At 60.3% G+C, this 25,119-nt stretch carries 21 protein-coding genes, 1 tRNA gene and 1 pseudogene; 16 read left to right on the top strand and 7 right to left on the bottom strand.

Going from position 1 to position 25,119, the window contains the following annotated elements; all coding sequences use genetic code 11:
• Nucleotides 1-660 precede the first annotated feature (660 nt).
• The 7 genes from IP76_RS23550 to IP76_RS19545 all read left to right on the top strand — a co-directional run bounded on the left by IP76_RS23550 (nt 661) and on the right by IP76_RS19545 (nt 7,457).
• Nucleotides 661-1,305, top strand: coding sequence for a precorrin-8X methylmutase (locus IP76_RS23550; protein WP_054160018.1), 645 nt, complete (start codon nt 661-663; stop codon nt 1,303-1,305).
• Nucleotides 1,298-2,539, top strand: coding sequence for a bifunctional cobalt-precorrin-7 (C(5))-methyltransferase/cobalt-precorrin-6B (C(15))-methyltransferase (locus tag IP76_RS19570; protein ID WP_054159924.1), 1,242 nt, complete (start codon nt 1,298-1,300; stop codon nt 2,537-2,539). Before IP76_RS23550 ends, IP76_RS19570 begins: the two co-directional genes overlap by 8 nt.
• Nucleotides 2,536-3,276 carry a precorrin-2 C(20)-methyltransferase gene (cobI, locus tag IP76_RS19565; RefSeq protein ID WP_054159923.1) on the top strand — a complete coding sequence of 247 codons (741 nt, stop codon included), beginning with the start codon at nt 2,536-2,538 and terminating at the stop codon, nt 3,274-3,276. The genes IP76_RS19570 and cobI overlap by 4 nt, the downstream gene beginning before the upstream one ends.
• Nucleotides 3,273-5,153, top strand: a complete 1,881-nt coding sequence (gene cobJ, locus IP76_RS19560; RefSeq protein WP_054159922.1) for a precorrin-3B C(17)-methyltransferase — start codon at nt 3,273-3,275, stop codon at nt 5,151-5,153. Before cobI ends, cobJ begins: the two co-directional genes overlap by 4 nt.
• Nucleotides 5,150-5,935, top strand: a complete 786-nt coding sequence (gene cobM, locus IP76_RS19555; RefSeq protein ID WP_054159921.1) for a precorrin-4 C(11)-methyltransferase — start codon at nt 5,150-5,152, stop codon at nt 5,933-5,935. Before cobJ ends, cobM begins: the two co-directional genes overlap by 4 nt.
• A gap of 36 nt (nt 5,936-5,971) precedes the next feature.
• Nucleotides 5,972-6,427 (top strand): GFA family protein, encoded by a 456-nt coding sequence (locus IP76_RS19550; protein WP_054159920.1) that lies wholly within the window; start codon nt 5,972-5,974, stop codon nt 6,425-6,427.
• Nucleotides 6,428-6,491: 64 nt separating this feature from the next.
• On the top strand, nt 6,492-7,457 hold the full coding sequence (locus IP76_RS19545; RefSeq protein ID WP_054159919.1) for a nucleoside hydrolase: 966 nt from the start codon (nt 6,492-6,494) through the stop codon (nt 7,455-7,457).
• Between the two features lie 95 nt (nt 7,458-7,552).
• Here the strand turns inward: IP76_RS19545 and IP76_RS22925 are convergent, their stop codons facing one another.
• Entirely contained in the window at nt 7,553-7,699 is a 147-nt protein-coding gene (locus IP76_RS22925) for a DUF1127 domain-containing protein (RefSeq protein ID WP_082352630.1), read from the bottom strand.
• Nucleotides 7,700-8,272: 573 nt separating this feature from the next.
• Here IP76_RS22925 and IP76_RS19540 point away from each other — a divergent pair.
• The 4 genes from IP76_RS19540 (at nt 8,273) to tig (ending at nt 11,860) form a co-directional block, all read left to right on the top strand.
• Nucleotides 8,273-9,382, top strand: coding sequence for a DUF2157 domain-containing protein (locus IP76_RS19540; protein WP_054159918.1), 1,110 nt, complete (start codon nt 8,273-8,275; stop codon nt 9,380-9,382).
• Nucleotides 9,379-9,966: a GDYXXLXY domain-containing protein gene (locus tag IP76_RS19535; protein WP_054159917.1), complete on the top strand. Its 588-nt coding sequence runs from the start codon at nt 9,379-9,381 to the stop codon at nt 9,964-9,966. Before IP76_RS19540 ends, IP76_RS19535 begins: the two co-directional genes overlap by 4 nt.
• A 147-nt stretch (nt 9,967-10,113) precedes the next feature.
• A tRNA-Leu gene (locus IP76_RS19530) sits at nt 10,114-10,198 on the top strand.
• Between the two features lie 186 nt (nt 10,199-10,384).
• Nucleotides 10,385-11,860, top strand: coding sequence for a trigger factor (gene tig / locus IP76_RS19525; RefSeq protein ID WP_054159916.1), 1,476 nt, complete (start codon nt 10,385-10,387; stop codon nt 11,858-11,860).
• Between the two features lie 134 nt (nt 11,861-11,994).
• Here the strand turns inward: tig and IP76_RS19520 are convergent, their stop codons facing one another.
• The 6 genes and pseudogenes from IP76_RS19520 to phaC form a co-directional block, all read right to left on the bottom strand.
• Nucleotides 11,995-13,203, bottom strand: a complete 1,209-nt coding sequence (locus tag IP76_RS19520; protein WP_054159915.1) for an MFS transporter — start codon at nt 13,201-13,203, stop codon at nt 11,995-11,997.
• Between the two features lie 140 nt (nt 13,204-13,343).
• On the bottom strand, nt 13,344-14,768 hold the full coding sequence (gene sthA, locus IP76_RS19515) for a Si-specific NAD(P)(+) transhydrogenase (protein ID WP_054159914.1): 1,425 nt from the start codon (nt 14,766-14,768) through the stop codon (nt 13,344-13,346).
• A 149-nt stretch (nt 14,769-14,917) separates the two neighbouring features.
• A pseudogene (gene radC / locus IP76_RS19510) lies at nt 14,918-15,598 on the bottom strand (DNA repair protein RadC); the annotation flags it as partial.
• Between the two features lie 310 nt (nt 15,599-15,908).
• Nucleotides 15,909-16,736, bottom strand: a complete 828-nt coding sequence (gene map / locus IP76_RS19505) for a type I methionyl aminopeptidase (protein ID WP_054159913.1) — start codon at nt 16,734-16,736, stop codon at nt 15,909-15,911.
• A gap of 19 nt (nt 16,737-16,755) precedes the next feature.
• Complete coding sequence (sfsA, locus tag IP76_RS19500) at nt 16,756-17,490, bottom strand: DNA/RNA nuclease SfsA (RefSeq protein ID WP_054159912.1); 735 nt, start codon at nt 17,488-17,490, stop codon at nt 16,756-16,758.
• Between the two features lie 12 nt (nt 17,491-17,502).
• Nucleotides 17,503-19,335: a class I poly(R)-hydroxyalkanoic acid synthase gene (phaC, locus tag IP76_RS19495; RefSeq protein WP_054159911.1), complete on the bottom strand. Its 1,833-nt coding sequence runs from the start codon at nt 19,333-19,335 to the stop codon at nt 17,503-17,505.
• Nucleotides 19,336-19,456: 121 nt separating this feature from the next.
• Here phaC and IP76_RS19490 point away from each other — a divergent pair, with 121 nt between their 5' ends.
• The 5 genes from IP76_RS19490 (at nt 19,457) to recJ (ending at nt 25,049) form a co-directional block, all read left to right on the top strand.
• Entirely contained in the window at nt 19,457-19,897 is a 441-nt protein-coding gene (locus IP76_RS19490) for an SHOCT domain-containing protein (protein WP_245281515.1), read from the top strand.
• 228 nt (nt 19,898-20,125) lie between these two features.
• Nucleotides 20,126-21,346, top strand: coding sequence for an LL-diaminopimelate aminotransferase (locus IP76_RS19485; RefSeq protein ID WP_054159910.1), 1,221 nt, complete (start codon nt 20,126-20,128; stop codon nt 21,344-21,346).
• A 61-nt stretch (nt 21,347-21,407) separates the two neighbouring features.
• Nucleotides 21,408-22,727, top strand: coding sequence for a homoserine dehydrogenase (locus IP76_RS19480; RefSeq protein ID WP_054159909.1), 1,320 nt, complete (start codon nt 21,408-21,410; stop codon nt 22,725-22,727).
• Between the two features lie 154 nt (nt 22,728-22,881).
• Complete coding sequence (locus IP76_RS19475) at nt 22,882-23,082, top strand: hypothetical protein (RefSeq protein ID WP_054159908.1); 201 nt, start codon at nt 22,882-22,884, stop codon at nt 23,080-23,082.
• A gap of 152 nt (nt 23,083-23,234) precedes the next feature.
• Nucleotides 23,235-25,049, top strand: a complete 1,815-nt coding sequence (gene recJ, locus IP76_RS19470; RefSeq protein ID WP_054160015.1) for a single-stranded-DNA-specific exonuclease RecJ — start codon at nt 23,235-23,237, stop codon at nt 25,047-25,049.
• The last annotated feature ends 70 nt before the right edge of the window (nt 25,050-25,119 follow it).

Genomic DNA, 25,119 nt, shown 5'->3' with positions numbered 1-25,119 from the left:
CCGCATCTGGGCGCCAAGAAGCCCGGCCCGTGGCAAACCGCACCACTCGCGTTCCGTCGCTCTGAGGTGTCTGTCGCGACGGCGAAATCTGTTTGGCAATTGGTGGGCGTCGGCGTGGTCGGCAGTCAGTCGTTGCTCGGGATTGCCCGCCTCTCTCATTTCCTCGACGATTCCGGCCTGAACGAGCATATCGCCGTCTGGCCCTTCGAGACCGGATTCAGCACGTCTCTCGACAAACCAGTGGTCTTTGCAGAGACCTATCCCTCGTTGTTCACGCTCCCAGATAGTGCAGAGGTCAAGGACGCAGCACAGGTTCGCACGGTCGCGGAAGCCTTCGGAGAATTTGACATCGACGGACGTCTGGCCATGCTGATGGAGCGACCGATCATGTTGTCGGACGAAGACGTTGAGGTTTCGATCGCAGAGGAAGGCTGGGTGCTTGGCATCGGTCACCGCGACCTGGTGGGGGCGGCTGCCGCGACTTTGCCTGATAGCCACCGCCCGCCTCAGACTGAGGTCTCTCTCGAACTCAAATACGAAGCCAACATTGAGGTTTCTCCATCGGTAACTGGTCTGGCAGAAACGGATTGCGGCGTTCCGCTTTCCTTGTGTTTCTCGCCGGCCCTGAGCGAGTCAAAAACCGAAAATAGCGCGGCTGCCCTGGACACATCTCTCGACTACATCCGCGACCCCGCCGAGATCTATCGTCAGTCCTTTTCCACGATTAGGACGGAGGTGGATCTCGACCGGTTCCCGCCCGACCTGCAGCCGCTGGCCATCCGCCTCATCCATGCCTGCGGCATGGTCGATCTCGCCAATGATATTGCCTTTTCAGATGGTGCGTTTGAAGCCGGTGCTGCAGCACTTGAGGCCGGCGCCCCGGTGCTGGTGGATGTCGAAATGGTACGCCATGGGGTGATCCGTCGCTTGCTGCCTGCAGACAACGAAATACTCTGCCTGCTGAATGATGAGCGTGTGCGGCCCAGGGCGAGCGAGATCGGCAATACGCGCTCGGCGGCCCAGGTCGATCTCTGGGATGACCGGCTTGAAGGTGCGGTCGTCGCAATCGGCAATGCCCCGACGGCTCTGTTCCGTCTGTTGGAACGCATCGATTCGGGGAGTCCCAAGCCGGCGATCATTCTCGGTTTTCCCGTTGGCTTTGTCGGGGCCGCAGAAAGCAAGGACGCGCTGATCGCCGACAGCCGCGGCATTCCGTATATTGCGGTGCGTGGCCGTCGGGGCGGCTCGGCCATGGCGTCCGCTGCGGTTAACGCGCTGGCGGGAGGGCTCGGTACCAATGTCTGAGTTTCTCCAGGGGCCCTGGCTTACCATCATCGGTATCGGCGACAATGGCCTCGAAAGCCTGACACCAGAGGCCCAATCTGTGGTCTGGCAGGCCGAGACACTGGTGATCGGCGAACGCCTCGATGCTGTGATCGATGGCAGTTCTCTGCCGAGCCTCAAGCGCATCCTGACCTGGGGCGCGGGCTTCCGCGAGACGCTGGCCGAGATCTTGAAGCTGCGCGGCACGCCGGTAACGGTGCTGGCAACTGGCGACCCGATGCATTTTGGCATTGGTGCAACACTCCGGCGTTACGTGGCATCGGAGGAAATGTTTGTCCTGCCGAGCCCGTCGGCCTTTTCGCTCGCTGCTGCACGCCTCGGATGGCCGTTGCAATCGGTCACGCAGATCTCGCTGCATGGTCGTCCGCTGTCTTTCCTCAATCGCCATGTCCTGCCGCGGGCCCGCATTCTGGCGTTAACATCAGATGCCTCGACCGTGCAGGCTGCCGCGGTGCTACTGGCCGAGCGCGGCTTCGGGGCTTCGGTCCTGCATGTGCTCGAACATATGGGCGGGGCGAGGGAGCGTCTGCTGCGCATGATGGCGCTGGAAATGGCCGAAACCCGCCCCAAGATATCCGACTTCAACACGCTTGCCATCGACTGCGCTCAGGATGGCCCGCTACTCGCCCCCGTGCCAGGTCTGCCGGACGAGGCCTTTCGCCATGATGGTCAGCTCACCAAACGCGAGATCCGTGCTGCAACGCTGGCCCAGTTGGCGCCATTCCCCAATGCACTGCTTTGGGATGTCGGCGCGGGCTGCGGGTCGATCGCGATTGAATGGATGCGCGCCGGCATGGGCACGAAAGCGATTGCGATCGAGGCAAAGCCGGAGCGTCTGATGATGATCCGGCAGAATGCCGACACGCTTGGGGTCCCGGATCTGGAAATCGTTGAAGGGGAGGCGCCGACAGCACTCGTCGGCCTGAAAGTCCCTGATGTCGTCTTCATCGGTGGTGGGATTACAGGCGAGGGCCTGTTCGAGACCTGCTGGCAGGCACTCGGCCCCGGCGGACTTCTGGTCGCCAATGCCGTGACCATCGAGGGAGAGGCGCGGCTCGCCGAACTGCGCGGCATCTGGGGGGGTGAGCTTACGCGCATCCAGGTCGCGCGCGCTGCGCCGGTCGGTCGCTATTGCGGCTGGAAGTCACTGATGCCCGTGACGATGTGGACGGTGGTGAAGGGAGAGGGTGTATGACGGGGAAACTTTATGGACTGGGCCTTGGTCCCGGCGATCCGGAACTCCTGACGCTCAAGGCGCACCGCATTTTGACTTCCTGCTCCGTGGTCGCCTATCCGGCACCAGATACGGGCCCGAGCTTTGCGCACCAGATTGCAGCGCCCTACCTGACGGCCGCCCAACTTGAAGTGCCAATCATCGTGCCGATGCGCGTCGAGCGGTTCCCGGCTCAGGACATCTATACCCAGGCCGCCGAGACGCTGTCGCGTCATCTGGATGCGGGTTCGGATGTCGCCGTGCTCTGCGAGGGCGATCCTTTCTTCTACGGCTCCTTCATGTATCTCTTCGAACGGTTGGCCGATCGCTATCCGACCGAAGTTGTGCCCGGCGTTTCCTCGATGATGGCCGCCGCCGCCGGTCTCGGACGGCCGCTCGCGGCCCGCAATGACGTCTTGACCGTCCTGCCGGGCCCACTGTCGGATGAGGAGCTTGCCGCCCGGATCCAAGCCTCGGGCGCTGTTGCCATCATCAAGCTTGGTCGCCATTTCGCCCGCATCCGTGCGCTGATTGAAAGCCTCGGGCTGACAGGACAATCGGGTTATGCCGAACGGGTAAGTCTCGCCGAACAGAAACTCGTGCCGCTTGCCGATGTGGCCGACGATACCGCGCCGTATTTCTCGATGATCCTGATCTACAAGGGCGAAGAGCGTTGGCACCCGGCATTGGCAAAGACGCTCGGAAGCGAGATGCGATGAGCGCAACCGTACCCGTTGTGATCATTCTAAGCGAAGCAGCACGGCCGCTCGGTTGCCGTCTGGCGACGATGATCGGCGGCGAATTGCATGGTGCTGCCGCACGGGTTGGTGAAGCCGATGTGCTCTTTGCCTCGGTCAAGGACCACGTCCAGCAGCTTTTCCTGGCGGGCCGCCCGATCGTCTCGATCATGGCATCCGGTGCGTTGATTCGCCTTCTTGCGCCAATTCTTTCCAATAAACAGTCCGAGCCACCGGTTCTGGCGGTCGCCGAGGACGGAGCCTCTGTCGTTCCCCTTTTGGGTGGCCATCATGGCGCCAATGATCTCGCCCGCCAGATCGCATCCGCCCTGGGCGTCCAAGCCGCCATCACCACGGCCGGCGATTTGAAATTCGGCGTCGCACTCGACCAGCCACCGAAGAGCCATGTGCTCGCCAATCCAGCCAGTGCAAAGGCCGTTATGGCCGAACTGGTTGCCGGTGCCAGCGTCCATCTTAACCTTCCACCGTCCCACATGCAGGAAGACGGTTCCCTCAGCGCCCATGGCCGACAATCCAATGTCGCTGCCTGGCTCACCCAATCCAGACTTCCATTCGATCAAGAGGCCCACGTGACCCTGACCGTGACCACAGAGAACAAAGCCGCTGGCGAGTTGGAACTCGTCTATCATCCAAAGACGCTGGTGCTTGGCATGGGTTGCGAGCGCCATGCCCATGCTGAGGAGGCGATTGCGCTGGCCGAAGAGGCACTCGCCAAGGGCGGTTTCGCCCGCCAGAGCCTGGCTGCCGTGTGCTCCATCGATCTGAAGGCAGACGAAACGGCGATCCATGCGGTCGCCCGCCATTTCGGCGTGCCGGCCCGGTTCTTTTCTGCCGAAACGCTGGAAGCCGAAGCCTCACGCCTTAAGAACCCGTCCGAGGTAGTCTTCGCCGAAGTCGGTTGCCACGGCGTCGCTGAAGGGGCCGCACTGGCGGCGGTCGGGAAGGCGGGCGCGCTCGTTGTCGAAAAGATCAAGTCAAAAGGCGTAACGGCGGCCATTGCCGAAGCCGCTGACACAATCGATCCCGCCACGATCGGCCGTGCCCGAGGTACGCTTTTTGTCGTCGGCATAGGCCCGGGGTCTGATGACTGGCGCTCGCCGGAAGTGTCGCGCATGGTCGCCACCTCGACGGATCTCGTCGGTTATTCGCTTTATCTCGACCTGCTCGGGGCGCTTGCTGCGGACAAGATCCGCCACGATTTCGATCTGGGCAAGGAAGAGGCTCGCGTGGTGCGTGCCATGGAGCTGGCGGGTGAGGGTAAGACAGTCTCGCTCGTCTGTTCTGGCGACGCCGGCATCTACGCCATGGCGACGCTGGTCTTTGAACTCTTCGACAAGGGTGGCATCAGCAATGCGGCGAGCCGAATCGAAGTCCAGGTCTCGCCCGGCATTTCGGCGCTTCAGGCCGCTGCCGCGAGAATTGGCGCGCCGCTGGGCCATGATTTCTGCACGATCTCGCTCTCGGATCTGCTGACCCCCTGGGAACATATCCAACGTCGGGTCAAGGCGGCAGGCGAGGGTGACTTCGTCATCGCTTTCTACAATCCGGTATCGATGAAGCGTCGGACCCAACTCGCCTATGCCCGCGATGAGTTGTTGAAATACCGCCCGGCCTCGACGCCGGTCATCCTTGCCACCAATCTGGGTCGTGAGGGTGAGACTGTTCGCACCGTGCCACTCGGGGAGTTGAATGTCGACGATGTCGACATGCTGACCGTCGTCGTCGTTGGTTCGTCCGAGAGCCGCACCGTCAGGACGGGCGATGGCAAGACCTGGGTCTACACGCCGCGCGGCTATTCGGGCAAAGCGGACACGGGAATGAAGGGAGTTGAAGCATGACCGTCTATTTCATCGGTGCCGGCCCGGGCGCCCCCGACCTCATCACCGTGCGCGGCTTGCGCCTGATCGAACGCTGCCCGGTCTGCCTCTATGCGGGTTCGCTGGTTCCTGCGGAAATCGTTGAGGCGGCGCCCGAGGGGGCGATCGTCAAGGATACCGCACCCATGCATCTCGATGAGATCGTGGCAGAAATGGTGGCCGCCCACGAACGCGGAGAGGATGTTGCCCGCGTGCATTCGGGAGATCCGTCGATCTATGGCGCGATTGCTGAGCAGATGCGCCGGCTCGACGCATTGGATATTCCCTATGATGTCGTTCCCGGCGTACCGGCTTTTGCCGCGACCGCCGCGCGCCTGAAGACCGAACTGACCCTGCCGGAAATCGCCCAGACGGTGATTGTCACCCGAACCGAGATGAAGGCATCCTCGATGCCGGAATTCGAGACGCTGGAGATCCTGGGGAAATCACGCGCCACCCTCGCCATCCATCTGTCGATCCGCAATCTTCCTCATATCCGCGATACACTGACGCCCTATTATGGTGAGGATTGCCCCGTGGTCATCGCCTATCGGTCGACCTGGCCGGACGAGCTCTTCATCCGCACGACGCTGAAGGACATGGCAGACGACGTGCGCAAGGCGAAGATCACGCGCACCGCGTTGATCATGGTCGGCAAGGTCTTCGGAAACGTGGAGTTCCGCGACAGCGACTTGTACAATGCCGGTTTTTCGCATGTTTTGCGCAATGTTGGTAAGAAGAAGACGGCAAAGCTCTCAAGCTGAGCAGGCCGGCACCGAAAGGACACGGCGGGAAGGCTGATGACTGGAATCAAAGACGTGGATCAAGGCAGCTGTCGCTGCGGACAGGTTACCCTCAAGGTTCGGGGGCGGCCGGTGATGACATTGGCTTGCCATTGCAAGGGCTGCCAAAAAATGACGGCCAGTGCGTTTTCCCTGAGCGCCCTCTATCCGCAAGACTGTGTCGAGATCACGGGACCTGAGCCCGTGATTGGCGGTATGCACGGAGAGCTCCGCCACCACTTCTGCCCGCACTGCCTGAGCTGGGTGTTTACGCGGGCGGAGCTGTTCGGACCGTTGATCAACGTTCGCGCCACCATGCTGGATCACGCCGCTGATCTTGTGCCGTTTGTCGAAACCTGCACCACGGAAAAACTGCCCTGGGTCACCATACCAACGCGCCACAGTTACCCGCAGTTTCCCCCAATGGAGGACTTCCCCAAGCTGATGGCGGAGTTCTCCGAAACACGAAACTGAGTGCTTACTCCTTCTCAGCGCCTGCGATAGAAGGCGCGCTTCCATCTAATAGGCGATCGATTTCATGCATAAAGTCATCTTTGATACGGATCCCGGCGTCGACGACGCCATGGCGCTCCTCTTCCTCCATCACCACCCGGAGATCGATCTCCTCGGGATCACAACGGTGTTCGGCAATGCCGAGATCGACATTACCACGCGCAATGCACTGTTCCTGAAGCGGGAATGGAAGATCGAGGCCCCGGTTGCTCGAGGCGCCGGTGAGACCTTCATTCCGCATCGTGTCAGCCATGCACCCCCGAAGTTCATCCATGGTGACGACGGCCTTGGCAATATCGGTGTGCCTGAAGTCACCGATGTCGATCCAGACCCGCGTGCAGCCCATCGCTTCATCGTCGACACGGTTCGTGCAAATCCGGGTGAAGTCACCATCGTGGCTGTCGGTCGCATGACCAATCTGGCCAATGCGCTGAAGGAAGATCCTGAGATCGTCGGACTGGTCAAGGAAATCGTCATCATGGGCGGCGCCTTCGACTGCAACGGCAATGTCACGCCGGCGGCCGAAGCCAATATTCACGGCGATCCTGAGGCGGCCGATATCGTTATGACGGCCACATGGCCCGTCGTCGTCGTTGGTCTCGACGTGACGATGAAGACTGTGATGACGCGAAGCCAGCTTGCCGACATCCGCGATGCGGCCGGAACCAGCCGTGCGCGCCTGCTTTTCGATCTGTCGCAGTTTTACATCGACTTCTACGAAGGCCTCGTCGATGACGGTATGGTCGTGCATGACAGCTGCGCCTGCGTCTATGTCGTGGCGCCAGAACTCTTCAAGACCCGCTCCGGGAAAATCCGGGTCGTCTGTGGCGGCATTGCCGATGGCCAGACGATCCAGAAGCCTGATGGGCGTGGATTCGGTCCCTCCGATTGGGATGGGGATCTGCCTAGCCAGAAGATCTGCACCGACATCGACGCGAATGCTGTTCTCAAGCTGATCCACGATGTGATCGTCTCGGTTCGCGAAGACTGATTGAAAAGACAATCGACAATGAAAAACCCCGGAACGCATTGCGATCCGGGGTTTTTATATCTGCTCACGCGGGCGACAAAGGCCGCTGCGTAGGATCAGCCGTGGACGGCGCTGCGTGCAACGCGACGGATGTCTTCGCGGCCGATGCCGAGGTCACGCAGTTCGCGGTCCGACATGCGGCCGAGTTCGGTAACAGTCTGACGATACTTGCGCCAGTTGGTGAGCGAGCGAGCGATGTTCATGGGGTTACCCTCTTCAGTGGATGGACCCGATCGTGGGCCGCGTTCGAATTTGTTGATCCGAATATATGCTGCGGTGCGAAACGATTGAAGAGCCAATGCATCAGAGCAACCATGCGTGCGTCGCATAGCTCAATAGTTAACCATGAGTAAACTGATGAAAAAATGGTCTCCCTGCGCGTGGCTCGCCGCTCGATAACGCAGTATTTGGGGAAAGGTGAGCAAAAAATAACGCCCACCGGGGGAGGAGGACCGGTGGGCGTCATTGGTAAAGATCGACAACCGGGAGGAGGTAGTCATCGATCAGATCAAAAAGCACTGGGAGGAGGAGCGTGCTTCCTGAAACTCTCCTGAGGCAGAACTAATGTTCTTCGCGTCTCAGTCATGCTTTCAGTAACGCGAACGCCAAATTTTGTGCAGTGCAATATCATCATGGAAGGCATGCGCTGTTTGCATGAGGGCCGCCTCGGCTCTTGGCCGCCGATGTATGGGCTGAGCGCCAGTGCCACGCATTGCGAATCTTGCCAATCATGCTGCTTGGTGGAACAACAAACCTAACAAGAGGGGAGGCTCGCGATGTATCGTGGACGACTGAAACGGGATCTGGATGATTGGGCGCAGCGCGGACTGATCGATGCACCCCTAGCGGAACGGCTCCTCGCAGACCACGACCAACGCGCCGGCGGCTTCAGTCTGGGATCCGTCCTCGGCATGCTTGCGGCAACGCTTATTGCCGCTTCGATCCTGATGCTGGTCGCTGCCAACTGGGATGCGATCCCGCGCCTGGTCAAACTCGGCGGCATCATCGCGATGATCTGGATCTTCAATCTTGGCGGTTGGCTGGCGCGGGCGCGGGAGGCCAAGCGTATCGCTGCCGCCTGTCTCGTCCTGGGCTCCGCGAGCTTCGGCGCCGGCATTGCCCTGGTTGGTCAGATGTATCATCTGTCTGGCGATAACTTTACGGCGCTTCTCGTCTGGTTGAGCGTTACCTTCGTTTCCGCCTTGCTGTTCGGCTCAGCTGCACTCAGTGCTGTCACGGGTCTTCTGGCGATCGCCGCGTTCTGGGCTGGTTTGGAGGATGTCGGATATACAACGGCCGCGCAGGGCATGTGGGCCTATTGGCCGCCGGTCGTTGCCGCTGGCGTCGGTTGGCTCTGCGTCTGGACGTCCGCTGGCCGGGCGAAGCATCTTGCCTGGCTGCTGCTGCTGCAATGGGTCTGGTGGTTCTGGCTGATTGATGGGGAAATCTGGATGGCAGCAGGTGTTGCCACGGTCTCTGTCGCGATATTCCTCCTGCTCGCCGTGCCGCAATCACCGCTTTCTGCTCTGCGCAATCGGTTCGGACCCTCTGGGACCTTCTATCCCCTCGTTCTGGCGTTGAGCGCTCTCGGCACCCTGCATGTGAACACCTCCGGTCCGCTGCCAACGGCGGTCATCGCCATTGCCGTACTCGGGCTTTGTCTCGCTGCTGTCATCGTAGAGGGACGTGGGAATGGCGCCGTCCGCTATCTCGCCTATGGAGTTTTCGCAGCGGAGGTCCTGTATCTATCTTATGAAACGATAGACAGCATCCTTGGAACCTCGGCCTTCTTCCTGCTGGCCGGCCTCTTCGTCGCCGTCATCGCTTTCATCGTCGTCCGGCTAGAGAAACGTTTTGGTGCAAAATCCGCAGGAGGTGTCGCATGATCCCGACCGTTCGTTCTCCCAGGCGCTTCCTCCTTGCGGCCCTCTTGGTGAGCCTCACCCAGTGTGGTGTCCTCGGCTACATGATCCAGAGCCGGGCCGCGATTCTGCAGGCCGGAACCGAGGTCCTGCTGAAGACGACCCCTGTCGATCCACGGGATCTGCTGCGGGGCGACTATGTCATTCTGAGTTACGAGATCTCGAGCATTCCGACGGACCGCATCCGCGGTGAGCGTCCGAAGGATGGCGCCAAATTGCCGCTTTTCGTTCGCTTGCGGCCTGATACCACGGGCTTCTGGCAGGTCGAGGCGGCCTCCTTCGCAACGCTGGCCGAGATGCCCGGGTCGGTGATCTTGCGCTCGGCACCCGTCTTTGTCGGGGAATGGATGTGGACGGCTGGCAGCGAACTCAGTGTCTCCTATGGCATCGAGCGTTACTACGTTCCGGAAGGAGAGGGCAGGCCGATAGAGGATGGGCGCAACGAAAACAGGGTCTCGGTCGCTGCCCGGGTCTCGGCCGCCGGCCAGGCGCAGATCCGAGCTTTGATGCTCGATGGCCAGCCGCTTTATGAGGAGCCGCTCTACTGACGCCGTCACTCGTCCGGCTGAGCGCCCCGAACCGCTGTTGATCCCCCTCGTGACACTGTCATTTTTCCTTTGCGTGCGGGAAAACGGGTGTTATAGAGACGCGCGCTCCGGAGGGGCCATGCGCGAATGCAGCATGCGCTTTTGGACGCGGGTATGGTGAAATTGGTAGACACGCCAGATTTAGGTTCTGGTGCCGCAAGGCGTGGGAGTTCAAGTCTCTCTACCCGCACCAGCTGAGCCGCGCGGGATCGATGAGAGGGGCACATTGGTGCATCTTCCGTCAGTCCGGCGCCGTTTTGCTTGGCAGATTGTTTGACGATTGCGACGCAGCCACGTCCGGAAACAGATGGATTCCGGCGTCGTGCTCAGAGAAACCAACGGTGTCCGAGCACGGCCGCCACGACATGAAGGTAAGAACATGCAGGTTATCGAAACGCTCGCTGAAGGGCTGAAGCGCGAAATCAAGGTCGTCATCCCGGCCAAGGACATGGAACAGCGGATGAACGAGCGTCTCGCCGACGTCAAGGACAAGGTCCGTATCAACGGCTTCCGTCCGGGCAAGGTACCGACGTCGCACGTCAAGAAGATGTATGGCAAGTCGATCATGGCTGAGCTCGTCAACGAGATCATCCGCGACAAGCCGTCGGCGATCCTGTCGGAGCGCGGCGAAAAGTCGGCAACCCAGCCGGAAATCGTCATGACCGAAGACGAGAAGGAAGCGGAAAAGATCCTGTCGGCTCAGGCTGACCTGGAATTCTCCTTCTCCTACGAAATCATCCCCGCAATCGAACTGAAGCCGGTTGATGGCATCAAGGTTGAGCGCGAAGTGGTCGAGATCGCCGAGTCGGAAATCGACGAGCAGATCCTCAAGATCGCTGAAAATGCTCGCAGCTTCGAAACCAAGAAGGGTAAGGCCGCCGACGGCGACCGCGTCACCATGGATTACCTCGGCAAGGTCGACGGCGTTGCCTTCGACGGTGGCAAGGACGAAGATGCAGAACTCGTTATCGGTTCCAACCGCTTCATCCCGGGCTTCGAAGAGCAGCTGGTTGGCCTGAAGGCCGGCGACGAAAAGGTCATCACCGTGACCTTCCCGACCGAGTACCCGGCAGCAAATCTCGCCGGCAAGGAAGCCACTTTCGACATCACCGTCAAGGAAGTCGCAGCTCCTGCAGCAGTTGAGATCAACGATGAACTCGCCACCAAGCTTGGCGTTGAATCGGTTGAGAAGCTGAAGGAAATCGTCCGCGGCCAGATCGAAGGCCAGTACGGCAACATCACCCGCCAGAAGGTCAAGCGTCAGATCCTCGACCAGCTTGACGAACTCTACAAGTTCGAAGCACCGTCGAAGCTCGTCGACGCCGAGTTCGAAAACATCTGGCGCCAGATCAACACCGATCTTGCACAGTCCGGCAAGACCTTCGCCGATGAAGACACGACAGAGGAAGAAGCCCGCGACGAATATCGCAAGCTGGCTGAACGCCGCGTCCGTCTCGGCCTGGTTCTCTCCGAGATCGGTGAAAAGGGTGGCGTTGATGTCACCGAAGAAGAAATGCAGCGCGCGCTCTACGCCCAGCTGCAGCAGTTCCCGGGCCAGCAGAAGGAAATCCTCGATTTCTTCCGCAACACCCCCGGCGCTGCCGCTTCGCTGCGCGCTCCGATCTTCGAAGAGAAGGTCATCGACAAGCTGTTGACCGAGATCACCGTCACCGACAAGACCGTGACCAAGGAAGAACTGATGGCCGAGGACGGCCAGGAAGATGGCGACAAGTCGCCTAAGAAGGCGTCGAAGAAGAAGGCTTCTGCGAAGGCTGACGACGCCGCTGAAGGCGACGAAGCCCCGAAGAAGAAGGCTGCAGCGAAGAAGAAGGCCGCCGAAGGCGACGCCGAGTAATCGCAAGCCGCAAACACTTGTGAAAAGCCGCCCTCCGGGGCGGCTTTTTGCGTTTCCGGCCTATGGTTGCGATGAGGGCTGCGCTGGGTCGAAGTGAGGCAGCATGTGAGAATGGTTTGTCGGCATTGAGCCGTTTAGGGCCGTTCGGTCGGCGGCTGCCTCTCCACCAGCACCAGTCCGCCGACGCCGGCGATGGCAAGACCAAGCCCGATCCAGGCGGTGCCCGAATAGCCAAAGGTTTGCGAGCCAAGGGCAAAAGCAAGAGCGCTGATGCCATTGCCGAGGAATGAGTTGATCGGCATGAAGGCGGTTCCCAGGCCAGGGCGAGTCGGGAAGATATCCTGGAAATAGGTGAGTGGCAGCGAGAGAAGTGCCGCGGCGAAAGCGGCACCCGGCACGGACAGGGCATAGATGTGCCAGGGTTCTGACGCCAGGCTCAACGCCGCCATGTAGCCGCCATAAAGCAGGGCGGCGCTGACGATCATGGTGACAATGCTGTAGCGTTTCAGCAGTTCTGAGCAGATTAGCATGAAGGGGATCTCAATCAGGGCCGTCAATCCCGAGATTAGACCGACATCGGCGGTTGTGCCGCCGAGCTGCAGGGTGAGGATCAGGGGCCAGATCGTGCCGGACAGCCTGAGCGTGGCGGTGATTGCTGCCATTGCCGCCATGCGCACCAGCATGATGGGGGCTGCAAGTTCACGTAGTGCCGAAAAGAACCCCGGCGCACCAGGATCTCGCGCTGGCCTTTGTGCTTGTCGCTTCAGCAGCGCCGTGGCGCACAGGCAGATGAAGAGCGAGAAGATGGACGCCGCCCCCCAGGCCCCGAGCATCGAGCCGGACGCGCCGAGGGCTAGCCCGAGAACCGCAGGTGTCACGACCCAGGCAGCGGATACGAAAGCCCGCATGGTGGCATTGATCGAGGCAGCGTCGATTGGCGCGAGTTCGGCAGTTTCTCCTCGTGCACTGGCAAAAATGAGGGAGCTGGTGGCATAGAAAAAGGGGATTACGATCGAGGTCGCGCCGACAAAGACCGGGATCGACGGATAGAGATAGATCGCGCCATAACCCGCGAATCCCATGAGCGACATGAGGATCATCATCTGTCTGCGGTCTCCGAGGAGGTCGGAGAGGATGCCAAGTGACACGCTGATCGTGACAGCTGCGAGCGACGAGACGAAGATGAGAAGTGAATAGGCTTGGTCGCTCATCCCAAGCGTACCGATCGCCGTGACGGAGAGATAGGGCAGGGTGGCACCATAGGCGGACCCCTGCGCAAAGATCATCAGTGAGAGGACGAGCAGTTGCGGGCGGCCACCAATATGGCCGAAGGAAGCGAACATGAAACAAGCTCTGGTGCTGAAAATGCGCGGATGACGGGCGAAAAAGGTGTGGAGGTTGCTACTTTCGCACGAGTCGTCGCTGCCGTCAGCCCTTCATGAGCAACGGCCGCAAAAGGCTGCGCAAGCTAACCCTCTCAGAGTTATTCAGCGGCCTTTCGTTCCACCTTCTCGACTTTCAACTCGCCCATGCGGTTCCAGGCGTCGAGACCAGCGATCTTGTAGGCTTCGGCTAGCGTTGGATAGTTGAAGGTATTCTCGACGAAGTACTCAACTGTGCCTTTGAGATTGAGAACAGCTTGACCGATATGAACAAGCTCGGTCGCACCCTCGCCGACGATATGCACACCAAGCAGGCGACGGGTCTTGAGCGAAAAGATCATCTTCAACATGCCGCTGTCGAGGCCCATGATGTGGCCGCGCGAGGTCTCGCGGAAATGCGCGATGCCGGCCTCATAGGGAATGCCGCGCTGGATAACTTCTTCCTCGGTCAGGCCGCAGGTCGAAATCTCCGGCACGGCATAGATGCCATAGGGGAAATATTGCGGCGGTTCCTGCGCTGGAGCGCCAACGGCATGACGGGCGGCAATTCGGCCCTGTTCCATCGAGGTCGAGGCAAGCGAGGGGAAGCCGACGACGTCACCAGCGGCGTAGATATGCGGTATGGCTGTCTGGAATGTCTCGGGGTTTACCTTGAGCCGACCACGATTGTCTCCCTCGAGACCGATCGCTCCGAGATTGAGTGAATCGAGCGCACCGACACGGCCGGCCGCGAAGAGCACCATTTCCGAAGTCAGGATGCGACCATTCTTCAGCGTCACCCGGCACTTGCCATCGACCTTCTCCACGCCTTCGACAGTCTGGCCGAAGACCAGCTTCATGTTGCGGTCGCGCAGCTGGTAGGTGAAGTCCTCGACGATTTCCTTGTCGATGAAGTCGAGCATCGTATCGCGCGGTTCGACCACGGTTACCGCAGTATCGAGCGCGGAAAAGATCGTCGCATATTCGATGCCGATGACGCCCGCGCCGATCACCACCATGGATCGCGGCAGTTGCTTGATGTCGAGGATCTCGTCGCTGTCGATGATGCTCGTGCCGTCGAATGGAATATGCGTGGGCCGGAAGGGCCGGGTGCCGACAGCAAGCAAGACCGAGGTCGCGCCGACATGCAGCACTTCGCCATCCTCTTTCACCACTTCAAGCGTATGGGCATCGATGAAGCTCGCCTTGCCGCGCAGGTGATGGACCCGGTTGCGCGAGAACTGGTGCTCCAGAACCTCGACCTCATGGTCAAGCGTGATCAGCAGGCGCCGTCTGAGATCGTCGGCATTGATCTCCTGCTTGACCCGGTAGCTGCGGCCATAAAAGCCGCGTTCGCGCCAGCCCGTCAGATTAAGGGCCGTTTCGCGCAGCGTCTTCGACGGGATCGTGCCGGTATGGACGGAGACGCCGCCGACGCGGCTTCCCTTCTCGATGACGAGAACCTTCTTGTCGAGCTTAGCCGCCTGGATCGCTGCGCGACGTCCGGCCGGTCCGCTGCCAATGACGACGAAGTCATACGTGTTCATGAAAACTGCCTTTGCCTTGCCCGGATCCGCATGCGACTCGGTCGGGTTCCTAAGCGTTTTCTACCAGAGCAATCTGACCGTTTCGTTATCTCCCGCGCGTCGAGCGACGTTTTTATGGTCCAATGACGACAGAACGGCACACCTCCAACTCACATCAGCTTCAGCCCTTTGAGGCTTGCATGACCTTCCTTGCCGATGATGATGTGATCGTGGACGGTGATGCCGAGGGGTTTGGCCGTCTCTACGATGGTCCGGGTCATGTCGATATCGGCCCTTGACGGTGTCGGGTCGCCGCTAGGATGATTGTGCACGAGAATGACGGCGGTCGCCGAGAGCTCAAGAGCGCGCTTGACCACTTCGCGCGGATAGACCGGCGTATGGTCAACCGTCCCACGCCCCTGGATTTCATCTGCGATCAGAGCATTGCGCTTGTCGAGGAACAGAATGCGGAATTGCTCGGTCGTCTCGTAAGCCATCGCTGCATGGCAATAATCGATGACGGCAGACCATGATGACAGGACCTGCTTTTCGCGCAACTCGCTCTTCAACATTCGCTGCGCCACCGTGGCGATCAGCTTGAGATCGAGGGCGACGGCTTCGCCGACGCCCTTCACCTCCTGCAAAAGGGCTGAAGGTGCGCCGAGCACGCCCGCAAGCGTGCCGAAACGTGTGAGCAGTGCCTTGGCGATGGGTTTCGTGTCTCGGCGTGGGATGAGGCGAAACAGGAGCAGTTCAAGAATTTCGTAGTCGGCGAGCACACCATCGCCGCCATCCTTGTAACGTGCTCGCAGACGGTCACGGTGGCCGTGATAATGTTGGTCGGTCGCTGTTGGCCGCGATGTTTGCGGTTGCACCAGCCTGTCGCTCTTGGTTGGGCGTTCGGCAAAAAAGCTACGTTCGTCGATCGTTGCTGGCGTGGCCGGTATTGGACCGTCCGTGGGATATAAGCTCCCGTCGGGAAGGGGTGTTGCAAGATCGGAAAGGTAAGACTTCGTCATCTCTCGGTCCCGGCTTCGACCACTTTGGTCGCGCAGCGCTCGCCGCCGCACCGGTATTCTGCCATGACTTGCGGTCAGCGCAAGCGTAAGTTGCGCAAGCCCGTCCCCTCAAACAGCAGGAACGGGCTCGGTTCGCCGAAGGTCAGCGATTGAGGCCAGGTGCATCGAGGCCGGCGGGCGACAGCGTGAAGATCTCGCAACCGGTCGCAGTTACGCCGACTGTGTGTTCGTACTGTGCGGTGAGCGAGCGGTCGCGGGTCACGGCCGTCCAGCCGTCCGAAAGAACCTTCACATGCGGCTTCCCGAGATTGATCATCGGCTCGATGGTGAAGATCATGCCTTCGCGCATTTCCGGCCCTTCATTGGCCTTGCCGTAATGCAGGATGTTCGGGCTGTCGTGGAACAGGCGGCCGACGCCATGGCCGCAGAAATCGCGCACCACGGTGCAGCGCTCAGCCTCGGCAAAGGTCTGGATCGCCTCACCGATGGCACCCGTCCGGGCGCCGGGGCGCACCGCAGCGATACCGCGCATCAGGCATTCATGGGTCACTTCCATAAGCCGCTCTGCCGCCCGCTTCACCTGGCCGACCGGATACATACGGCTCGAATCGCCATGCCAGCCGTCGAGTAGGAAGGTGACGTCAATATTGACGATATCGCCGTCACGAAGCGGCTTGTCTTCCGGCATGCCGTGGCAGACAACATGGTTGATCGAGGTGCAGACGGAATATTTGTAGCCCCGGTAGTTCAGCGTCGCCGGCAGGGCGCCGTGATCCATGCCGAATTCAAAGACAAAGCGATCGATGGCCGAAGTCGTCACCCCGGGCTGAACCATCGGCACCAGCGCATCGAGGCAGCGTGCCGTTAGCTGGCATGCCCGCCGCATGCCCTCGAAATCATCAGCGCTGTAGAGCCGGATCGCGCCCGTATTCTTGAGGGGAGCCGAAGCGGCGTCGATATATGTCACCATCGGAGTGCTTTCCGTCTTTTTACCGTCGGGCCGCTTGTAATGCAGCAAGGGCAGGCTCGTCCATGCCAATGCGTCCGGTTGGGCTGATTTCCTCGGCACTCACCTGGCATTTGACGGCATAGACCTCGACGCCTGCTGCAATGGCGTGTGCGAAGGCGGCAGCATAACCCGGATCAAGATCGCCGCACAGTCTGAAGCGATTGCAGTCTGACCTTTGTACCACGTAGAGCATGATGGCACGCTGGCCGGATGCAGATACCACGGCGAGTTCCTCCAGGTGCCGCGCACCGCGCGTTGTCACCGTGTCGGGAAACTCGGCAAGTCCCGGTTCGCGGGTGAAATGCACGTTCTTGACTTCGACATAGGCATCCGGCCGTCCGGTCGCGGAGAGAAGGAAGTCCACCCTCGAATTGCGACCATAACGCTGCTCGCGCCGTAGCGTGGAATAGTTTGCAAGGTCAGTGACAAGGCCGGCGGAGATCGCCTCCTCGGCGAGACGGTTGGCAATTGCAGCATGCACGCCGACCATCGTGCCATCAGCCTCGATGATCTCAAAGGCGTAGCGATGCTTGCGGTCAGATCCCTGATGATCGGACAACCAGATCCGGGAGCCAGGGGTCGTCAATCCGAGCATGGAACCGGTATTCGGGCAGAATCCGGTGATCTGCGTGCCATCATCAAGGACCGCATCGAACAGAAAGCGTTTGTAGCGGCGAACAAGGACCGCAGGAACCAGGGCAGGGTGGAACCGCAAGCTGTTGCGACCTCAGACCCGGGCCATGACATAGGCGCCCGGCGCATCGGCAATCGCATTGAGTGCACCGCCCCCTGGCGCTCTGGCTGGAACGCGGGCGTCGTCGAGCGCTTCTATCCACATCTGCCAGTGGGGCCACCAGGAACCGGTAGTCTCTTTCGCTTCGGCAAGCCAGTCCTCATAGCTGCCGACAGCCGAGCCGTTGGTCCAGAACTGATACTTGTTTTTATCCGGCGGATTGACGACGCCGGCGATGTGACCAGAGCCGGCGAGGACGAAATCGACTGGTCCGCCAAACAGGCTGCTACCAACGAAAACAGATTTCGCCGGCGCTATGTGGTCCTCACGGGTTGCCAGATTATAGATCGGGATCCTTACATCCTTCAGCGACAGGGTTTTGCCGGCCAGCTGCATCTTGCCGTGGCTAAGCGTGTTGTTGAGGTAGCAATTGCGCAGATAGAAGGAGTGGTTCGCTGCGGCCATTCGGGTCGAATCGGAGTTCCAGAAGAGAAGGTCGAAGGGCATCGGATCCTGGCCCTTCAGGTAGTTGTTGACGAAATAGGGCCAGATCAGTTCCGAGGCGCGCAGCATGTTGAAGGCCGACGCCATTTTCGAGCCGTCCAGGTAGCCACTCTCCTGCATTCGGGCTTCGAGCGATGTCAGCTGGCCCTCATCGACAAAGACCTTCAGGTCGCCGGCATAGGTAAAGTCGACTTGCGTCGTAAATAGCGTTGCACTTGCAATTCGCTTATTGTTTTCCTGCGCATGCAGCGCCAGTGCCGCCGCAAGCAGTGTTCCCCCGACGCAGTAGCCGATCGCGTTGACCTGTTTCTCCCCGGTCGCCTTTTCCACGGTATCGAGCGCGAAATCGACGCCCTCACGAATATAGGCTTCCCAACCCTTGTCTGCGTGTCGCTCATCGGGATTAACCCAGGATATGACGAAGACCGTGTGCCCCTGGTCCACACACCACTTGATGAAGCTTTTCTGCGGGTTGAGATCAAGGATGTAGAACTTGTTGATCCAGGGCGGGCAGATGAGGAGAGGGCGCTTCAACACCGTCTCGGTCGTCGCTTCGTACTGGATGACCTCACAGATATCGCTCTGGGCAATCACCTTCCCCGGTGTCACGGCCATGTTGATGCCGACGGCGAATTTGCTGTTGTCGGTTTGGCGCATTTTGAGGTCGCCACCGCCGGCTTCAATGTCTTCGGCGAGCATCTGCATGCCCTTGACGAGATTGGCGCCGTTGCTCGCTACCGTCTCACGATAGAGCTGAGGATTGGTCGCAACGAAATTGGCGGGGGACATCGCCGCGGTGATTTGCCGAACGTAAAAGGCAGCCTTGTGTCTGGTGTGTTCATCCAAGCCTTGGGCCTCGTCGACCATCTTTTCGGCCCACTGCGACAGCACGACATAGGTCTGGCGCAGGAAGTCAAAGAAGGGATTGCGCTCCCAATCCTCGTCGGAGAAGCGCTTGTCCTTCGGCAGCGGATCCGGGACGGGCACCTCCGGTGCTGCGAATCGGGCAAGTGACCGGCTCCAGACGCCAAACACGGCGTTCAGCAGATGCGTCTGGGCTTCGAGCGTCCGCTTGGGGTCGGACATCCAGTATTCGGCCACCTTGCCCAAGGTGCGTGTGAGTTCGGTCACCGGCTCGCCCACGGGGTCGATGATCTCGCCGCTTTCGCGCGGCTTCAGCCAGACGGATGCGGCCTTGCCAAGGTTTTCCAGAGCCTTGGCCGCGTTGATTGCCAGTGCCTGCGGGTCTTTGACGATATAGGGTTCGATCAGCTTGGGATCGAAGGCGGCGCCGCTGTCGGTGTGTTCGCGCGTGCTGTCCATGACCTCCCCCAGACCATTCTTCTGATATCTTTTGTATTTGCCTATCCTGCCCGAAAACGACTACAAGTTCCAGCGATTGGCGCATAGTCTTTATGAGAACGGTCATGCCGGATGCGCTGCTATGACAGAATTTGCCGCAAGGATGCGGCGGACCGAGGCTGATGTGAAAAGCTTTCTGAGTGAATGGGACCGGACACGGTCTGCCCTCCTTGTTGTTGGTGTGATCGCGCTTGCCGGTTCCGGCTGCCAGTCGGCCCCGCCTGCGCCCAATCCAATGTCCACCGCGTTGGAAGTCACGGTCGAAGACGAGGACCAGCCGAAGGCCCCGACACAGCGTCCCACTTATCCGGACGGCTATCCGAATTTCTCCGGGTCACTGACGGCTGCGAGCGTCCAGATGAACAACGAGGAGGCGTCGGCTCTGCAGCAGCGCCTGACCGCTCTGTCGACCGCGAGGAAGGCCGGCACGATCACCGAGGCCGAATATCAGCGCCGGCTCGTCGAGCTTCGACGCTTGGCGGCTGGACACGGGGCTGAGACCCAGGCCGAGATCGCCAATTAAGACTTGCGCTTCGCGTGATTTTTCCGCAAAGCAGCGAATGTTGAAACAGCGCTTTTTCCTGCTGATCCCGGCCTTTCGACCGGATTTGCGACACGATTAGATGGCAGCGCTGTAACGGGTATACACTAACGCGACTTCGGTTCTGCGGTTCGTTGCGGAGCGCGTGATCACTGGCGAGAACGAACCCGCCTGCGGCGAACAGCATTCGCGCAGTTTCAGGGGTTGAAGATGGAAGAGTTTCACAAAGTTCGGCGGCTGCCGCCTTATGTTTTCGAACAGGTCAACCGTCTGAAGGCCAGCGCCCGAGCCGGTGGCGCCGACATCATCGATCTCGGCATGGGCAATCCCGACCTGCCGACCCCGCAGGCGATCGTCGACAAGCTCTGCGAAGTGGTCCAGGACCCTCGCACGCACCGTTACTCTTCGTCCAAGGGCATTCCCGGCCTTCGCCGCGCCCAGGCCGCCTATTATGCCCGCCGCTTCAACGTGAAGCTCAATCCGGACACACAGGTCGTTGCCACGCTCGGATCGAAGGAAGGCTTCGCCAACATGGCGCAGGCCATCACCGCGCCGGGCGACGTGATCCTCTGCCCGAACCCGACCTATCCCATTCACGCCTTTGGCTTCCTGATGACGGGCGGCGTTATCCGGTCGATCCCGATCGAGCCGGACGAGACTTTCTTCCCGCCGCTTGAGCGCGCCGTGCGTCACTCGATTCCAAAGCCGCTGGCGCTGATCGTCAACTATCCGTCGAACCCGACAGCGCGTGTTGCAAGCCTTGACTTCTACAAGGATGTCATCGCCTTCGCGAAGAAGCACGATATCATCGTGCTCTCGGATCTGGCCTATTCTGAAATCTATTTCGACGACAACAATCCGCCGCCGTCGGTGCTTGAGGTTCCGGGCGCAATGGACGTCGCCGTCGAGTTCACCTCGATGTCCAAGACCTTCTCGATGCCGGGATGGCGCATGGGCTTTGCCGTCGGCAACGAGCGTCTGATCGCAGCGCTCACGCGCGTGAAGTCCTACCTCGACTACGGCGCCTTCACCCCGATCCAGGTGGCCGCGACCCATGCATTGAACGGCGACGGCACCGACATCGCCGAAGTGCGCAGCGTCTACAAGCGTCGCCGTGACGTCATGGTCGAAAGCTTCGGCAAGGCCGGTTTTGAAGTGCCGCCGCCGGCCGCAACCATGTTTGCCTGGGCAAAGATCCCGGAGAAATTCCGTCATCTCGGCAGCCTGGAATTTTCCAAGCTGTTGGTCGAGAAGGCTGATGTCGCGGTGGCTCCGGGCATTGGCTTTGGCGAAATGGGCGACGAATATGTCCGTCTCGCGCTGGTTGAGAACGAACACCGCATTCGTCAGGCCGCGCGCAACATCAAGAAGTTCCTCTCGACGGCTGACGAGACCATGCACAACGTGATCTCGCTCAACGCCCATCGTTGAGTCTTACCGGGCGGTCGTTGCCGACCGCCTGTCCCACCTACAGAACTTTCAGGAATGCCTCATGGCTGATGCCCTCAAAATCGGCGTGGCGGGTCTCGGAACCGTCGGCGCCTCGCTCGTCCGTATCCTTCATCAGCGTTCGAACGCACTCACGGTCGCCTGCGGCCGTCCGATCATTGTCACGGCGGTTTCGGCACGCGACAAGACGAAGGATCGCGGCATTGCGATGGATGGCATCCTTTGGTTCGACGATCCGGTAACGATGGCTGAGACGGCGGACATCGACGTCTTTGTCGAACTCGTCGGTGGCGCGGAAGGGGCGGCTGAACAGTCGGTCCGGACAGCGCTCACCCGTGGCCTGCATGTCGTAACGGCCAACAAGGCGCTGCTGTCGCGCCATGGCGTCGAGCTCGCCAAGCTTGCCGAGGCCAAGGGCTGCCTTCTGAACTATGAGGCCGCTGTCGCCGGTGGTATTCCGGTGATCAAGACGCTGCGCGAGTCGCTGACCGGCAACAATTTCTCCCGCATCTACGGGATCATGAACGGCACCTGCAATTACATCCTGACCCGGATGGAGCGCGAAGGGTTGTCGTTTGCCGATTGCCTCAAGGAAGCGCAGCGCTTGGGTTATGCCGAAGCCGATCCGAGCTTCGATATCGAAGGCAACGACACGGCACACAAGCTGTCGATCCTGACGACGCTCGCCTTTGGCTGCGAAATCGCAGCCGACCAGATCTATCTTGAAGGCATCACCAATATCTCGATCGAGGATATCCATGCTGCGGCCGATCTCGGCTATCGCATCAAGCTTCTCGGCGTGGCGCAAAAAACCGAAAGCGGCATCGAACAGCGGGTTCACCCGACCATGGTGCCGCATGATTCGGTGATTGCGCAGGTCGATGGTGTCACCAATGCCGTGGCACTGGAATCGGACATTCTCGGAGAACTGCTGATGGTTGGTCCGGGTGCCGGTGGTAACGCCACGGCCTCGGCTGTCCTGGGCGACGTCACCGATATTGCCAAGAGCCGTCCAGGCGCTCAGAACGTGCCAGTTCTCGGGCGTCCCGCCCATCTTCTCGACGCTTACCGGCAAGCTGAAATGCAAAGCCATGAAGGTGGCTATTTCATCCGCCTGACGGTCCAGGATCGCACCGGCGTTTTTGCCAGCATCGCGACGCGTATGGCGGAAAACGCCATTTCGCTCGAATCGATCGTCCAGCACGCCAAGGAACCTGCGACAGCCGACCGGCCGCAGACGATCATCCTGGTCACCCATGCCACGATGGAGAGTGCGGTCCGCAAGGCCGTCGGCGCCATCAAGGGCGAGGGCTACCTCATTGGTGAACCGCAGGTTATCCGGATCGAGCGGCCGAAAGGCTGAGGCGATAATCTCTTACCAAGGTTGACCCGGACCGATCAGACCGCCAGAACTGGCGGGTCGACCGCATCACTTGCGCCGATAGGTAGTGCTCGCCAAAAGGACCGGACTCGGCTAGGCTGACAGCATCATATGGATTCTTGGGAGGGGTTCCAGAATGATCAGCGGTAGCAGCCGTGCTCATGTCATCGATCGATCGGGGGAATTGCGAAGCGCTCGCCATGATGCGGGCGCTGAAGCGGGTGCACATGATAGTGCGAACTCCGACCTTGAGGGCACGACAGGCTGGCTCCAATTGCTGACACTGGCGCTCATTATGATGCTTCCCTTCGTGCTCGTCGCCTGGCTTTTTTCCTAATCTCTATTCCCGAGGCTTGCGGAGAGAGCTGCGAGGCCACTGGCGATTCTGTCCGATCTCTATAGAAGGAGAGAGCTGGCCGTCATTGACGGCCGCTCAAGTCCATTGATCGAGTGAGGGCATGGCCGCGCATGGTCGCCCGGAAGGCAGGCATGTCGACGCAACCGGTAGATCCCGTCCAACGCGCATTCCTGGGTGTCGAGCAATCCGCAAGCGGTCAGCGATGGATGTCGCGCACCGATCAGGCCGGTGAAAACAGGGCGTTGGCCATCAGCCAGTTGCATGGGATCCCGGAACTCGTGGCCCGCGTTCTCGCCGGTCGAGGTGTCGGTGTCGACGATGCACCCACCTTCCTTGATCCGACGATCCGCAATCTCATGCCCGATCCATCAAAGCTGACAGATTGCGATAAGGCGGCAAGCCGCATCGCATTGGCGATCGATAAGAAGCAGAGAGTGGCGATCTTTGGCGACTATGACGTGGATGGTGCCGCGTCGTCTGCGCTGATGTACCGGTTCCTCAGCCATTTCGGCGTCGAAGCGGAAATCTATATTCCCGACCGCATCTTTGAAGGTTACGGCCCGAATGCAGCGGCCATCGACCAATTGATCGACCGGGGCGCGGATCTGCTGATCACGGTTGACTGCGGCTCGACCAGTATTGAGGCGCTCGGCGCGGCAGAGCGGCGCGGTGTGGATGTTGTTGTAATCGATCACCACCAGATGGGCCACGAAATGCCGGTCTGTCACGCTCTGGTCAATCCGAACAGGGAGGATGACCTGTCGGGGCAGGGGCATCTCTGCGCCGCCGGTGTTGTATTCATGGTTCTGGTCGCTTCGCTGAGACACCTTCGCGAGGCGGGGCACCCTTATGCGCGCTCGCTCGATCTCCTGGCCTGGCTTGATCTCGTGGCGCTGGCGACCGTGTGTGATGTGGTGCCACTGAAGGGCCTCAACCGCGCTTATGTGACGAAAGGGCTAATCGCTGCCCGCCATCAGAACAATGCTGGCCTTGCCGCGCTCTTGCGTGTGGCTGGCATCGGCGGGCCAGTCACTCCCTACCATTTCGGATTTCTGGTTGGTCCCAGAATCAATGCCGGTGGCCGAATCGGCGATGCTGCCCTCGGCAGCCGGTTGCTGACACTTGACGACGCCGGGCAGGCGGAGGAGATCGCAGCCAAGCTGGATGAACTCAACCGCGAGCGACAGGCGATGGAAGCGGTGATGCTGGCCGAGGCCGAGGCAGAGGCCATGGCCGAATATGGGTCCGGCGAACGCGCGGCCGTTATCGTCACGGCCAAGGAGCAGTGGCATCCGGGGATCGTCGGCCTGCTTGCCGCGCGACTCAAAGAAAAATTCAAGCGCCCGGCCTTTGCGATCGCCTTGGATCCGCTCGGCAAAGGGACAGGCTCCGGCCGCTCGATCAGCGGCTTCGATCTTGGGCGTATGGTGCGGGCCGCTGTTGATGAGGGCTTGCTGCTCAAGGGCGGCGGCCATGCCATGGCGGCAGGCTTGACCGTGGAGCGTACCAATCTTGGGCGGCTTCGCGCCTTTTTTGACGAGCAGGCCATGACGCAGGTGTCCGCCCTCGCGGCTAATCAGACGCTCAAAATTGACGGAGCAATCGGGGCATCCGGAGCGACGCTGGCACTGGTCGATCAGCTCGAATCGGCAGGCCCGTTCGGTTCCGGTCATCCGCAGCCGGTCTTTGCTGTGCCACTGCACCGTCTGCGCGATGTTCGGCCCGTTGGTACCACACACATCAAGATTACGCTGGAGAGCATGGACGGTAGCCGTCTCGACGGCATCGCCTTCCGCGCAGCCGAGACGGACTTGGGTCGTTTTCTCATGAACAACAAGGGTAACCAGATCCATGTCGCTGGCAATCTGAGCGCCGACCAATGGCAGGGCAACCGTCGGGTCCAGTTCCGCGTGCTTGATGCCGCGGGAACGAAATTGATTGCCTGACGAGAAGGAAATTGGAAGTGGCACGCCCTAGGGGAGTCGAACCCCTCTTCCCAGAATGAAAATCTGGTGT

The organism is Rhizobium sp. AAP43 (assembly GCF_001296045.1).
In the GTDB taxonomy this organism is placed as follows: Bacteria; Pseudomonadota; Alphaproteobacteria; order Rhizobiales; family Rhizobiaceae; genus Allorhizobium.
This window is presented reverse-complemented; position numbering and strand designations above follow the sequence as displayed.